13 protein-coding genes are annotated in these 14469 nt (G+C 59.6%); 2 read left to right on the top strand and 11 right to left on the bottom strand.

Going from position 1 to position 14469, the window contains the following annotated elements:
• Window position 1: 1 nt before the first annotated feature.
• From ACFOZ5_RS18055 to ACFOZ5_RS18040, 4 genes are all read right to left on the bottom strand, one after another.
• Window positions 2-739, bottom strand: a complete 738-nt coding sequence (locus tag ACFOZ5_RS18055) for an efflux RND transporter periplasmic adaptor subunit (RefSeq protein ID WP_379889949.1) — start codon at window positions 737-739, stop codon at window positions 2-4.
• A 2-nt stretch (window positions 740-741) separates the two neighbouring features.
• Entirely contained in the window at window positions 742-2289 is a 1548-nt protein-coding gene (locus tag ACFOZ5_RS18050) for a TolC family protein (protein ID WP_379889947.1), read from the bottom strand.
• Window positions 2290-2480: 191 nt separating this feature from the next.
• Window positions 2481-3197, bottom strand: a complete 717-nt coding sequence (locus ACFOZ5_RS18045) for a response regulator transcription factor (protein WP_379889945.1) — start codon at window positions 3195-3197, stop codon at window positions 2481-2483.
• A gap of 72 nt (window positions 3198-3269) precedes the next feature.
• The gene (locus ACFOZ5_RS18040; protein WP_379889943.1) at window positions 3270-5210 is read right to left on the bottom strand and encodes a sensor histidine kinase; all 1941 of its coding nucleotides are present in this window, start codon (window positions 5208-5210) and stop codon (window positions 3270-3272) included.
• A gap of 551 nt (window positions 5211-5761) precedes the next feature.
• Between ACFOZ5_RS18040 and ACFOZ5_RS18035 the strand changes: the two genes are divergently transcribed.
• Window positions 5762-8194, top strand: a complete 2433-nt coding sequence (locus tag ACFOZ5_RS18035; protein WP_379889941.1) for an EAL domain-containing protein — start codon at window positions 5762-5764, stop codon at window positions 8192-8194.
• Between the two features lie 174 nt (window positions 8195-8368).
• Window positions 8369-8692: a helix-turn-helix domain-containing protein gene (locus ACFOZ5_RS18030; protein WP_379889939.1), complete on the top strand. Its 324-nt coding sequence runs from the start codon at window positions 8369-8371 to the stop codon at window positions 8690-8692.
• Between the two features lie 12 nt (window positions 8693-8704).
• Here ACFOZ5_RS18030 and ACFOZ5_RS18025 read toward each other — a convergent pair whose 3' ends face one another.
• From ACFOZ5_RS18025 to ACFOZ5_RS17995, 7 genes are all read right to left on the bottom strand, one after another.
• Window positions 8705-9508: an ABC transporter permease gene (locus tag ACFOZ5_RS18025; RefSeq protein WP_379889937.1), complete on the bottom strand. Its 804-nt coding sequence runs from the start codon at window positions 9506-9508 to the stop codon at window positions 8705-8707.
• Window positions 9505-10380, bottom strand: a complete 876-nt coding sequence (locus tag ACFOZ5_RS18020) for an ABC transporter ATP-binding protein (protein WP_379889935.1) — start codon at window positions 10378-10380, stop codon at window positions 9505-9507. Before ACFOZ5_RS18020 ends, ACFOZ5_RS18025 begins: the two co-directional genes overlap by 4 nt.
• Window positions 10381-10438: 58 nt before the next feature.
• Window positions 10439-11434 carry an ABC transporter substrate-binding protein gene (locus tag ACFOZ5_RS18015; protein WP_379889933.1) on the bottom strand — a complete coding sequence of 332 codons (996 nt, stop codon included), beginning with the start codon at window positions 11432-11434 and terminating at the stop codon, window positions 10439-10441.
• A gap of 278 nt (window positions 11435-11712) precedes the next feature.
• Window positions 11713-12372: an NAD(P)H:quinone oxidoreductase gene (gene wrbA / locus ACFOZ5_RS18010; protein ID WP_379889930.1), complete on the bottom strand. Its 660-nt coding sequence runs from the start codon at window positions 12370-12372 to the stop codon at window positions 11713-11715.
• Between the two features lie 10 nt (window positions 12373-12382).
• The gene (locus ACFOZ5_RS18005) at window positions 12383-12874 is read right to left on the bottom strand and encodes a nucleoside deaminase (RefSeq protein ID WP_379889928.1); all 492 of its coding nucleotides are present in this window, start codon (window positions 12872-12874) and stop codon (window positions 12383-12385) included.
• A gap of 29 nt (window positions 12875-12903) precedes the next feature.
• Window positions 12904-13698, bottom strand: a complete 795-nt coding sequence (locus ACFOZ5_RS18000) for an ABC transporter permease (protein ID WP_379889926.1) — start codon at window positions 13696-13698, stop codon at window positions 12904-12906.
• Window positions 13679-14467 (bottom strand): ABC transporter ATP-binding protein, encoded by a 789-nt coding sequence (locus ACFOZ5_RS17995; RefSeq protein ID WP_379889924.1) that lies wholly within the window; start codon window positions 14465-14467, stop codon window positions 13679-13681. Before ACFOZ5_RS17995 ends, ACFOZ5_RS18000 begins: the two co-directional genes overlap by 20 nt.
• Window positions 14468-14469 lie beyond the last annotated feature (2 nt).

Below are 14469 nucleotides of genomic sequence, written 5' to 3'. Positions count from 1 at the left end.
CTTATTGATCTTTCGATAACGTTGGCAGGAAGACCGCAGTGGCGGTGATACCAGGCACCAGCGCGGCATCCGGCGACAGAGTCGCGCGTAAAAGAACGGTTTGACTGACAGCATCAATGGCCGGGGAAATGGCAGAAACCCTGGCCTCGGCTGTCACCCCAAGACTTTCAGCCCGAAGCTCCACCTCCTGGCCCGGCTCAAGCCAGGCCAGCCAGGCAGCCGGGACCACCACTTCAGCTTCCAGTGATGAGTCATCGACAATGATGATCAGAGGCTGCTGCTGTTGGACGTTTTCATGGCGGCTGACCCGAAGCTCGGACACGCGACCATCCCACGGGGCCTGGACATTACACCGGCGCGTGTTGATCCGGGCGATAGACAGCTCCGCCCTGGACTGGGCGTATTCCGACTCCGCCAGGGCCACGTCCATATCGCCAATGGCGTTGAGTTCCTTCAGCTCCTCCGTGCTCTCCAGCTTTACCTTGGCGGCGTCCAGCTCAGCCGCCACTTTGGAGGCCTGGGCCTCGTACAGCCGGCAATCCAGACCGACCAGCACGTCGCCTTTGCTGAAAGCATCACCCATACGATGCGGCAGGCGGGTGATTCTGCCGGCCAGCTCACTGGACAGCTCGGCGCGATTGACCGCCTGAACCACCGCCCTGGCCTTATACTCGGCCAGAGCCGGCGTGACAGCCGAGCAACCGACCCCGAAAGCGATCAACATGGCGGCAATTTTCATGGTCAGACACCTTTCTCCGCGCCTGACTCGGGCAGGGGCGCCTCGGGAACCGGGGTCATCTGGCCTGATTTCCAGTCTTCAAATCGTGTCCCCACCTGCTGGCTAAGCTCGTCTATCGACAACCCGTTGTACGCTTCCGGCACGAGGTCCATACCGATGGTCACAAACAGACGACCATAGCTGTTCTGTACCTCGGCGTAGGCGACATCACGGCGGAGCTCTGCCAGCACGGTGTTGAGCGACTCCCGGATCAGGTCAAGCTTTGAAGAGCGCTGGGCGCGGGCCGAGTTTTCGGTATGCTCACCGATACGGCGCGCCACCTGCAGGTAATCATCGGAAAGGTCGAAGGTTTTGACGGCCTGCTGGTAGCGGATCCGCGACAGGTGGACCTGGGTCAGTACCGCCATGGACGTGGCCAGTCGACGCTGTTCGGCCAGTGCCTCCCGGGTCTCGGCCAGGTCACGCTCTGCCCCGTACTTGAACACATCGAGCAGGTTCCAGCTGACCTGCGCGCCCACACTGGTCCAGTCCTGATTAAGCAGATAGTCGTTGCTGTCCTGATAGATACCGGCTGTCAGATTGATGCCAGGCAACATATCAATCAGGGCCGCCCGGGTATCAGCCGCGGAAATCCGCTTCTGGTAATGGGTTTCCTTCAGCTCGGGGCGCTGGTTGAGCGCCAGCTCTTCCATGCGCTCAAGCTGCAGCTGGAAGGCCGGTACCTCAAAGGAAGGCGCCTCGACGTCGGCCAGTTCGAAGGCGGTTCCGGGCCTGAGCCCCATCAGACTGGCCAGCTCGGTTCTCGCACCCATGAGATCCTGCCGGATGGACTGGAGCGCCCGCAGGATATCCAGCAGTTCCCGCTGGTAATAAAGGGCTTCCAGGGGCGACCGGAGTTGGCGGCTTTCCACTTCCCGGGACTGGCCCAGAGCTTCGTTCACTTGATCGATAAGAGGATTGATCTTGACCAGCAGGCGCTCGGCGGAAACCGCCCGCCAGTATGCCGCACGCACATCCTGGGAGATATTGTGAACGACCTTGCGCTCGCGCTCCTTGGCAATCAGGTAGCGGTCGGCGTGCTGCTTGGCGCGCACGTAGGACAGCCCGAAATCCAGAACATTCCAGGAAAAGGTCACATCCGAGGTGTACCGTTCACGCTCCTGGGAGATGGAATAGGAAGGGTCTGACCCCAGGGCATCCGGCTCCCCGTCGGTAAAGTTGACGCTGGCGGAGGCGGCGTATTCGTCGCGCCTTGAGTAGCCGGCCGAAGCGGTCAGGCTGGGCAGCATTTCGTGGCGTACCAGGCTAATCTGCCCCTGGGCCAGGGCGGCCTCCAGGGCCTTCAGCTGCTTGTCGCGGTTGTTCAGCAGGCCGCGGGCGATGGCATCTTCCAGCGTGACAGGCCGCGTTACCGGAGGGTGCTCTGACAATTGGCTGACGTCAGAGTCGACAACACGACTGACCTCCTGCTGACTGATTTGCTCAGGGGAAACGGAACAACCGGCGACGGCGAAGGAAATACAAGCAACGAGAATTTTTTTGGAGAACATCGGAGATTTCGGTCCTGTTGTTTTTACCCGCAGGGGGTGAAAAGGCTTACAGGGAAATCTACGCGAGACGCTTACGCCCCCCCACTCACAAAACTCTCAAAACTCTCGATAACAGGGGTGGCATCTGTCTTTTCTTGTTAACCGTTGTAAAATCTTGATCTGCCGTCCCAAAATGATAACCATTACGACTGTCAGGCTCCGTTGCTGACAAACACCAGGCCTTTCCCGAATATCGCGTTTATGGGCAGCCTGAGCTTCTGCTCGCGGGCCTTTTTCCGCAGCCGGCTCATAATGACATCAATCCGGTGACCATCGGGTTCATTGTCATGCCGGAACATCTGCTCGCCCAGAGACTCTTTCGACATCACCACATCGGGGGACTGAAGCAGGATAGCCATCAGGGCGTACTCCTGATGCGAGAGCCTGATCGTTGAGCCCGACGGAGCGACCAGCGTATTCGCGACAGGGTCCACCTTCCACTGACCGGCACGAACCGGATTCCGGGCATTGTCACCAGCTGCAGCATCATTGTGCTTAACCATGCGATGCCAAAGGGATTCGATGGACGAGAGCAGGTGCGGAAAGCTGATTGGCTTCACGAGATACAGGTCCGCCCCCAGCTCCAGTCCCTTTGAGCTGGACTCCTGATCTCCCCGGGCCGAGACAATAATCAGCCCGTGACGGTCCATCTGCCTGAGGTACTCAACCACACGGAAGCCGTTTTCACCCGGCAGGCTGATATCGACAAGGACAATATCGGTGCCCTGAACATGCAGCTGCTTCCAGAATGCTTCAGCGCTGTTCACGCCCCAGGCACTGTACCCTCTGTTTTCCAGGAAAAAGACCAACTCTTCCTGGAGGTCTTCATTGTCTTCGATCACCGCCACTGCCGGCTTTGAAACATTCATTGAAGTACCATCCCTCCTCCGTAGGGTTCACTGTCGATCAGGGGCAACGGTTACGCTTGCGGGGCAGCCAGATCACTGCACCCGGTCACTTTCTTCCCTGAAAGGGATCGTAAACTCAAAGCGACACCCTTCCGCCCCGGAATCGGTGAGTTCGAGTTTACCGCCGTGGGACTCCGCGATCTGTCGCGCAACGAATAACCCCAGCCCTACGCCCTGCCTTCCAGAGCCGCCACCGGCACTCACCCTGTGATACTGTTCGAAGACGTAAGGGGCTTCCGATTCCGATATGCCACAGCCCTGATCAATCACCGACATCGTCAGTCTCTCCCGGCCAGTCCTGCAGTCAAGGTGTACCACGCCGCCCTCCGAATACTTTACGGCGTTATCGAGAACATTGGACAAGGCAATCTTCATCAGGGCGGTATCTACCAGCACCGTCGGCCCGAACACCTCGGTGTCGGAACGATCTAATCCGTCCACGGTCACCCGGAGCTGGTGCCGTTCAGAGAGGCCGACAATCGCAGCCGCAGAATGAACCAGAACATGCAGGAGTGTGGGCTGTCGATCCACATATAACGACTGTGCTGCCAGGCGTGCATCGGCGAGACAATTATCGGTCAGTTGGATCAAGCGGTCTATGGCGCGGCTCATCTTGCGGTACCGCATCGCCAGCGCCTCACTCTGTACCTCGCCCCCCTCAAGATTCTGGAGTGTCGCGGAAATGATCGACAGCGGCGTGCGGAACTCATGGGAGACCAGCCCCATAAACTGCCGCTGATGGAACCGTGCTTCCCGCTCGATATCCAGCTCCAGGGCCAGCTTTTCCTTGTCCGCTTGTTCCCGTTTCTGACCGACAATCCGGGCCACCGTGATGCCTATCGCCAACATCATATTAACCACCAGCATGTATTGCCAGATCAGATAGATGTTGGCATTGAACCTGATAAACCCGAATGCCGATGACAAGGCGATACCACTGACCCCCATCAGTATCAAAGGCCCCGCTGCCAGTAGCAGCGTGGAAAGTCTGAAACGCTCTACCCAGATCACATAACCGGTAGAAACCAGCAGAACCAACACCAGGACAAGATAGATGGAGACCAGTATCGCCATCCCCTGACCGAAAAAACCCAAGGGTATGCTAAGCAGAATAAACGCCATGGCGAACGCCGTCCGGGTGACATAACGGTATAGCACCGGAAGATGCTCACGGAGGCGGATACTCTCGGCAGCCATCCAGATCAGCACGGGGTACGACAACATTACCGAAGTACTGGTCAGATAGTGTTGCAGGTGCAGTGATGGCAGCGGACTCAGCCAGTCAATGTAGCCCTGGATACAGGCAACCAGCACGTAACTCACAGAAAATGAAAACACCGCCCACAAAAGTCGGCTTGAGAACACCAGTGCGAGATACAAAGCAAAAGTTGAAGAGAAGATAGCAAGTCCGAAATAGAAGCCCCAGAAACTGTCAGCGGATGCCGTTGAGTTGGCGAAGCTCGCTTCACTCCAGAAGGTTGCGTGCAAAAGCGTGGCACTGGTGCTCTGGACGCGAATCAGGAACTCATAGCCACGTCCGGCATCCGGAACCGGCAGTTCGATAACGGCAAACCGGTAATCCAGGTCTCCCCGCGGCATGGGAGACAGGTCACCGGTGTTATAGATGCGCCACGGTGCATCGCCGGCGGCCACTTCCCGGTAGTGCACCCGCACATGATCCAGATAGGTCGGGGCCAGCCGGAGCAACCGTTTCCCCTCCGCGAAGGCCTTCTGTGGCAGGTGGAAAGTCAGCCAGTAGGTGGTGTCTGAGTATCCGGCCGAGAAAATGTCCGTCTGATAGGGGCCGGCGTCAGCTTCCTCGAACTTCTGCCTCACCTCCTGAAACGAGAGGGGCTTGCCGTCCTCGGCAATGACCCGATAGGAAAGATCGGGGCCCAGTGTCAACGTTGACGTGGCGGCATGGCCCTCTGCCACCTGGCACAGGACGATCAGCAGAAAAACCACCCTGGCCATAGTAAAACGGCACCGGAAAAGACCGGCTCGCCACTGCCCAGTAAACTCCACACGACCTGAAAAAGGCACCGGCATAACACACTCGCAAACATATAACGGGGCCCATTCAGGGCAAAGGACGAATCCGATAGAGATACGTCATTCTGGTTGAGCGTAGCAATATAGCTGACTATCGATGCGGAAGCCTGCGGTACCCGTGTCCGGATGTCATTACGACCTATAGCATGGGCAGCCCATACAACCTGCGGCTCCTGGTCGACAACAGCGGACAATCATCTGTGACTGAACCGCAGAACTCAATAGGCCGTGCCCGACCGTCCAGATCGAGAGCCCACAAAATGCAATCAGGACATTAAATATTTTCCAGAACGCACATCCTGAACCATACTGTCGTGAGTCGCCGGCATCGAACGGATCGCAGGTCGGGGAAGTCAGGCAGCTCTTCTTGAGTGATACCTACGCTCCTGTTTTTCATTCACCGACTCCCGGACCAGTGACGGATCCATCAGGCGACAGCAGCCCGTCATTCAGCTAACGGCAGGAGCTGATCCATGAATGACATAACCCGGATGGGGGACGTCACCCAGGACCTGATGGATGCCACCGCGGAGGCCATGATCATGGTCGATACCCGGGGGCACATTGAACACCTTTCCCAGGCAGCCGGGAATCTGTTCGGGGTTGAGGCCAGCGCCTGTGTTGGCACTCACCTGACAACACTCCTCGCCGCCGGCTACGACCAGGAGATCAGGGAACGCCTGGCGGAACTGGGTAATGGCGGGACGTCTTCCAACGTCTCCTGTTATCGGGTTGTGGCCCGGAGCAGCCAGGGAGCGGAATTCCCCATGGCCCTGGAAATCGGTGAAACGCAACTGCCGGAATACCGCCGGCTCGTGTGCGTCTGCCGCGACCTCTCTGCACAGTACGAAAACGGGTTTGAAAGACAGTCCGCCATCAACCTGAATCGCGCCCTGTTTAACGCTGCGGTCGACGGCATCATTACTATCAACTCCCAGGGACGTATACGCTCTTTCAACCAGGCCGCAGAGACGTTGTTCGGCTTCACCCGGGCTGAAGTGCTGGACCAGAATGTCGCCATGCTGATGCCCGAGCACTACGCGAAGAACCACGACAGCTACATCGACAACTACCTGCGCACTGGCGAGGCCAGGATCATCGGCATCGGCCGTGATGTGGTGGGACAACGGAAGGACGGGTCCCGCTTCCCCCTGCACTTGTCCGTCGGCGAAGCCTGGCACCACGATGAGAAGCACTTTATCGGTATCTGCCACGACCTGTCCGACTACCACGAGGCACTACGGAAACTGGCACTGGCCGAGAAACGCTACAAGGATATCGTCCACAGCCAGACCCAGATGATCTGCCGGGTTGACTCGGACCTGAACATCACCTTCGTTAACCGTTCATTCATGGACTGCCTCGGCAAATCCCACCGGGAACTCATCGGCACCCCCCTGTATCAGTTCGCGATAGACAACGAGGCCGCCATCCGCGACCTGTTGACCCAGCTGTTCACGTCCGGGGGTGTCCGGCAGCTTACCGTGAAGATGACCATGGCGGCGCCGCCCGGTAACCCGCAGGTGGAGTGGACCTTTACCCGGCCAGGCACCGGCAACGGTGACAGCATCGAACTCCAGGGTTTTGGTGTCGATATCTCCGAGAGGGAGGAGGCCCGGCGCGAAGCGAACTACTTCCGCAATTTCGATACGGTGACCGGCCTCTACAACAAGCAGGCGTTCATGGCTGCGCTGCCCGCCTGGGCCGAAGCGGAGTCAACCTGCTCGTTGATTCACATCGACCTGGACAACTTCGGGCTGGTAAACCAGAAACATGGGTTCGAGGCCGGCGATCATATGCTCAGGGAGGTTGCCAAACGGGTGAGAACCATCGCCGGCAAGAATTGTCTGATTGCCAGGAGCGGGGCCGATGACTTCCTGGTCGCTGCTCCGGTCTCCACCTTGAGGGAGGTAAAGAACCTCACCGGCCGCCTGGCTTCCGGCATCCGCCGGAACCTCCAGGTGGACGGCGAAACCCTGTCTATCGACGCGGCCATGGGCGTGGCCTTCTATCCCGGCGACAGCGATGATATCCAGCACCTGCCGAACCTGGCCGAATCGGCCATGAAAGACGCCCGGACACAAAGGGAAGCAATCGCCCTGTTCAACAAGGAGTCGCACAGTCAGCTTCGCCGCCGCCTCGACATCGAACAGGCGCTGAAACGGGCGATGGAAGAAGGCATTCCGCACATCCTCCTGCAACCCAAATACGCCATACCCTCACGTCGCATCTCGGGATTCGAAGCACTGATCCGCTGGAATGATCCGGAGCTGGGTCCCATTTCACCGGCGGAATTTGTACCACTGGTGGAGCACGCCAAACTCGGGCAGCGTTTCGACCGCTACGTGATCCGCAAAGCGATAGCAGCCATTCAGGACGTCGCCGCCAGTAGCGACAGGCCACTACCGGTTGCGGTCAACATCACCCCGCCACACTTTTCCAGTCCGGACCTGGCAGGCTTCATACTGGACCAGCTGCAACGGTCAGGACTCAGTCCGCACCTGCTGGAGGTCGAGCTGACAGAAGGGGTGTTCCTGACGCCCAATGCCAACGTCACCAATAACCTGGCCACACTGCGGGCCGCGGGCGTCAGCGTCGCCATCGACGACTTTGGCACCGGCTACTCTTCCCTCAGCTATATCAAGAACCTGCAGGTGGATGAGCTCAAGGTCGACAAGTCGTTTACCGATGAACTGGAGACCCATACTGGTAAAACCGTGCTGCAGGCCGTGGTGCTGATTGCCAAGGCCTTTGACCTGCTGGTTACCGCCGAAGGCGTGGAAACAGCCTCGCAGCTGACTATGCTGGAAGAGATGGGCTGTGACCGGGTACAGGGCTTTTATCTGTCGAGGCCTGTTTCGGTGAGCGATGCCTGTCAGCTTATCCGCCATTCAACCGAAGCGTGATACACATCAATTACCCTGCAACTAACCGCAATCCCTCTTGCCTGGTGACTTCAAAACCTGAGATTATTTTACCTGTTTAATAGTATTTTTTAATGAATGCATAGTTTTCCGCAATAAGTGCGCTCCATGCATTATTGAAGAGATAAATGCGCATTCGTTGCAGGCAATGGCACCATGAATCTAGGTCAGGCAATACGCCAACTCAGGAAACAGAAGGGTCTTACCCTGTCAGAACTGGCAGAACAGACCGGGTCCTACGTGGGCAACCTGTCCCGTATCGAGCGGGATCTTGCCAACCCCAGCCTGGAGCTGCTGTATCGCATTTCCGGCGCACTGGGTTATTCCGTAGCGGACATCTTCCTGGCAACGGGCGATCAAAAGGCCAGTCAGGACACCTCCCAGGTCGCCCTCAACGCTGTCTTCGTGTCCCTCCTCCAGAAAGACCGCGAGCTGTTGCTGGACATAGCCCGACTGATGGAGCAGCGTGCCGGGCGATGACCCGGGACATGATCAATGCTCAACCTTCAGCGCGCTCTCATGCCAGTTACGCAGGGCCCTGTCAGACATCCAGACCATCAGCGCAAACAGCAGGATCCCGGTGACAGTAATCAGGATCAGGGCGGCAAACATCCTGGGAATCTGCAAGTTATAGCCGGACTGCAGGATCATGTAGGCCAGCCCTGCTTTGGCGCCCCCGGTGCCCGCCACGAATTCCGCCACCACGGCCCCGATCAGTGCCAGCCCTGAGCTGATGCGCAGACCACCGAAGAAGTATGGCAGCGCGCCCGGTATCCGCAGGCGAATCAGCTCCTGCCAGCGGCTGGCCCGGTACATGCGGAACATGCTCAGCAGGTTCGGGTCGACACTGCGCAGGCCCAGGGTGGTATTGGAAATGATCGGGAAGATGGCGACGATCACCGCACAGATGGTCAGCGCCCAGGTGGTGTCGTTGACCCAGATGATAATCAGCGGCGCAATGGCCACCACCGGCGTTACCTGCATCAACACGGCATAGGGAAACAGGCTGATCTCGATCCACTTGCTCTGCACGAACAGCAATGACGCCGCCACTCCCAGGATGACCGCAATGGCAAACGCCAGGAAGGTAATCTTGAGGGTCATCAGCAGCGCATTGAAGAGGGAGGAAAAATCGTTCACCAGGGAGTGGCCGATATCCACCGGACTGGGCACGAGGTACTTGGGTACGTCGAATGCCATCACCGAAAGTTGCCACACCAACAGTACCAGTACGCCGACCAGAACCGGCGCGGCAATCTGCACGAAGCGTTCATTGCGAATCAGGGGAGTTCTCATGCCTGGTCCTCCTTGCGGTCTTCGCCCATGGCGCTGGCACGTTCCAGGGCCTGGGAGACCTGACGGCAGTAGCCGGCAAATTCCGTCGATACCCGGAAGTCGGGGGACCGCGGGTACGGTTCATCAATGGCGATGTCATCCACAATCCGCCCCGGTCGGGCCGCCATCACCACCACGCGACTGGACAGATACACCGCCTCATAGACGCTGTGAGTAACGAACACGATGGTCCAGCCCTTGGCCTTCCAGAGCCGGAGCACGTCGTCGTTGAGCTTGTTGCGGGTCATTTCGTCCAGGGCGCCGAAAGGCTCGTCCATCAGCAGCAGGTTGGGCTCGGTAATCATGGCACGGGCAATGGAGGCCCGCATCTGCATACCGCCGGACAGCTCCCGTGGAAAGCTGTTGTCAAAGCCTTTCAGTCCGACCATGTCGAGGGCATCGTCAATCTTCTGGTCCACCTCCGGCGACTTGCCGGCGTGTTCCAGGTCCAGGGGCAGGCGCACGTTCTTGCGAACCCGGGCCCAGGGCATCAGGGTGGCATTCTGGAACACGAAGGCCAGTTTGCGACCCTTGCTGCCCACCACGTTGTAGTCCTGCTCCCACCACTTGACCGATCCGGTGGACACCTCCCCCAGGCCGGCCATGATGCGCAACAGCGTGCTCTTGCCACAGCCGGAGGGGCCCAGCAGGCTGACAAATTCCCCCTGCCGTACGGTAAGATCCGCGCCTTTCAGGGCCACGGTGCCGTTGCCATAAACCTTGTTGACGCCGTCCACCTCAAGGACCGGACGCCGGGCACCAGCGCCGGCTTCATCCACCGCAGGCTCGGGTTCAGGCGCCGGGTTCAGGGGCGTTACCTTGGTCGCTGTCATAATCTTCTCTCCAGGCCGGCCGGGCCCGTTGCCCGGCCGGCATCAGGGTGTTGATTTTCTACGGCAGAACCGGCTCTTCGGGCAGGAACTCCAGGGTGTAGACGTCGTTCAGGTCCAGGTCTGCAGACGCCAGGCCCGCTTCCACCATGAAGTCCTTGATCTTCTGCCAGCGCGCCTCGGTCATCACACCAATGCCCATGGTCTGGGCATCGCCTCCGGTCACCAGTTCGTATTCCTTCATCTTTTCGATGCCGTAGGCGATCTGCTCCGGTGTCATTTCCGGGTTCTCCTTGCGGATCAGCTCATTACCCGGAGCCGGATTTTCCAGGTAGCTCTTCCAGCCCTCCATGCTGGCCTGCACGAACCGCTTCACCACGTCCGGCCGCTCCTCGATCATGTCGGTGGTGGTTTCAATGGTGGTGGCGTAGGGAGGGTAGCCATGGTCCGACAGCAGGAAGACATTGGGCTCGATGCCGCCCTTGCGGATGGCGAACGGCTCTGACGACAGGTAGCCCTGCTGGACGATATCCTTGTCATTGAGAAACGGCGCGACGCTGAAGGTATAGGCATGCACCACGTCATCTGTGAACCCGTATTCCGCCTTCAGCCAGGGCCAGAAGGTGGAGTGGGCAAAGGTGGCCACATACACCGGCAGCCCCTCTTCCCTGACCTGCTCGAGGGATTCCACGTGGGGGTGGGCAATCAGCGATTGCGGATCGCCCTGCATGGACGCCGCCACGGTCATTACCGGCAGGCCCTTCTCGACGGCATTGACGTTGCCAATGGGATAGCCCATCAGCAGATCGTAACGCCCGGTGACCAGTAACTGGGTGCCGTTGACCTGCGGCCCGCCCATCCTGATTTCCACATCCAGCCCGTAATCCTCGTACAGGCCGGTGGCCAGGGCCTGATAAAACCCGCCGTGCTCGGCCTGGGCGTACCAGTTGGTGCCGAACACCACCTTGTCCAGCTCTTCGGCAGACACCGGAGACAGGGCCAGCAAGCCAGCGATCATGATCGGGCCACCGAGGGCCATGGGGTTTCTTGGTGCCATTGAGTCTCTCCTGTGAGCACCGGCGACTGCCGCGGCGCTTTAATTGACCATTTGTTCAGGTTTTCAAAAGCAACCGCCGTGCCAGTCACCAGATCAACGAATAACTCCTATTTTTCAGTGCCTTGAAGACTCACAAGAACCAGATGAATGCACCAGACTGAACCGGATGCAGGCTCACTGCACCGGTATCGCCCAGCACGAATACCCTCAGCCCGACCCGATCAGACATAAAAAAGCCGCCCGGAGGCGGCAACAAAGGAAGACAACGCTTCGAAAGTTCATGGGGATCCGGAACAGGCAGCCAGCTCCACCGAGGCCGGTTCCGCCTCAACCCACCGGGCCAGGCGTGCGACCCGGGCACCCAGGGCACGGGCGATGGCCAGTTCATTGGCATCCACGCCCAGGGTGCCGTCAAAGCCGGTAACCACCGAGGCACCGTAAGGTGAGCCGCCTTTGGTGGTTCGCACCAGTTCCGGCACGCTGTGGGGCACGCCGGCCAGCACCATGCCGTGCTGCAGGAACGGCAGCAGCAGCGACAGCAGGGTCATCTCGTTACCGGAATGCATGCCTCCCGTGGAGGTGAAGGCGGCTCCGACCTTGCCGATCAACGCACCCTGTCGCCACAGCGGCGCCACTTCATCGATAAAAGCCCGCAGCGGCGTACTCATCAGGCCATAGCGGGTGGGCGAACCCCACAGGATGCCCCCGGCCCACTCCAGGTCAGCAGCACTGGCCCTTGGCAGGTCGCGATACTCCGCCTGGGCAGCTATGAAGTCATCCCGCTCGGTGTCCACACTGAACTCTGGCTCATCAATCTCCACCCGGCACAGGCGAACCTCGGCACCTTCGCTGCGGGCGCCATCCGCAATGGCCTTCGCCAGAGCCAGGGTGCTGCCGTAGCGGGAGTCCACCACGATAGTGACGCGACTTTCGTTCATGATGACATTCTCACTGAGTCTGGTTGCGCCAGAAGGCTTCATGGACTTCTGCGGCTTCGTCCTCCAGCAACGGTCCAAGGACCTCCACCGCCCGCTGGCCGGACGCAAATACCTGACGACACGGAAGGTCCAGCGTGGGATTTTCGGGATGGTTGCCGGTCATCTGTTTCAGACGGTGCTCACTGACGCCGTACACCAGCCGCCCCAGCCCCGCCCAGTAGGCGGCGCCGGCACACATGCAGCAGGGTTCCACCGATACATACATGGTGAAACCGGCCATTTCATGGGGGCGCCAGGTCTGACTGGCACGGGTCATCAGCACCCGCTCGGCGTGGCCGGTCATGTCCTGGTGCGGCAGGTAGGCATTCACCTGGGTCATCAACACCTCACCCTGCTCGTCCACCAGCAGGGCGGCGAACGGGTGGATGCCCTGGGCCGCAGCGCTGCCGGCCAGGTCCAGGGTCTTGCGGATCAGCCGAAGATCGTCTTCGGTTGGTTGCATTGTCTGCGCCAAAGGAACACTCCTCTTGGTCAATGGCCGCCCTTGCGGGGCAGGCTCCAGGGAAAGAACCACTGCTGCGTCCACTGCACGGACTTGAACAGCAACAGGCTCACCACGGCCAGGAAGAACAGCCCCGCGAAAGCCTGGGGAATGCGGAAGAACGATGTGGAGAACTGAATGAAATAGCCCAGCCCTTCCTCCGCCGCCACAAACTCCGCCACCACTGCGCCGATAATGGCGAGGGTGATGGCCACCCGCAGGCCACTGAAGATGTGGGGGACGGCATAGGGTATGCGGATCTGCCAGGTTTCCCGGCGCAGCGGCGCGTCCAGTGAGCGGCTCAGCTCGACGAGTTCTGACGGCGTCTCGTTGATGCCGGTAGCGGTGGAGACCACCAACGGGAAGAAGGTCAGCAGGCAGGTGATCAGCACCCGTGACGGATCGTCGGAGCCCATCAGTACGATGATCAGAGGCGCCACCGCCACCACCGGCGTTGACTGGATCACCACCAGCAGGGGGTAGAGCGTACGGCTGAGAAGCTCCGAACGCATCATGGCAATGGCAATGGGGATCGCCACCACAATCGAGACCGCGAACCCCATCAGTGCCACCCGCAGGGTCACCCACAGATGGGTGAACCATCGGCTCATTTCCACCTTGAAGAAGGCATCCACAATGGCTGTCGGTGCCGGCAGCACGTATTCGGGCAACGAGAACACCTGGCAGACCAGCTCCCACAACAGGATCAGGGCCAGGAAAAACAGCCAGGGCGACACCATCAGAAGCGAGGCCCTGGCCTTGCCCTCAGGCAGCGTCAGGTTCATAGATATGCTTCCTCAGGCGTTCGGTCAGTTGCCCGAACCGGGGTTCGGAGATCGTCCGGGTGGTGCGTGGCCGCGGCAGGTCGACGTCTATCATTTCCAGTAAGGTGCCGGGGCGTTTGCTCATCACCAGCACCCGGTCCGCCAGCAGCGCCGCCTCGGCGATAGAGTGGGTAATGAACAACACGGTCTTGGGGTTTTCCTCCCAGATTTTCAGCAGGTCGAAACCGATCTGCTCCCGGGTCATGGCATCCAGGGCTGAAAAAGGTTCGTCCATCAGCAGGATGTCGGGATTCAGCAGCAACGCGCGGACTATACCGACGCGCTGCTGCATACCCCCGGACAGCTCATCCGGCATCTTGTCGGCAAAGCTCTCCAGCCCCGCCATGGCCAGCAGTTCGTCGGCCCGCTTTTCATCGTCACGGCCGTAGCGACCGAACTTGTGCCTGAGCGGGAACAGGACATTCTTGCGCACCGTCAGCCAGGGCAGCAGGGTCGGCTTCTGGAACACGATGCCCACATCATCCCGGGGGCCCGTGACCGGCAGGCCGAGCACGGAGACCTCGCCTTCGGACGGTGTTAGCAACCCGGCGATCATCCGCAGCAAGGTCGACTTGCCACACCCAGACGGCCCCACCACCGCCACAAATTCATGGCGGCGGATATCCAGGTCAATGCCGGTTACAGCCGGTGGTACCGACGGATCGGGGTCATACCGGTGTCCGACTCCGCTGAGCCGGACAAACGAACGGTTGGTGGCCGGTTCGGTCATGC

The organism is Marinobacter lacisalsi (assembly GCF_042651045.1).
Taxonomy (GTDB): Bacteria; Pseudomonadota; Gammaproteobacteria; order Pseudomonadales; family Oleiphilaceae; genus Marinobacter; species Marinobacter lacisalsi.
The sequence above is the reverse complement of the archived record's forward strand: the minus strand, read 5'-3'. Positions and strand labels throughout refer to the sequence as shown.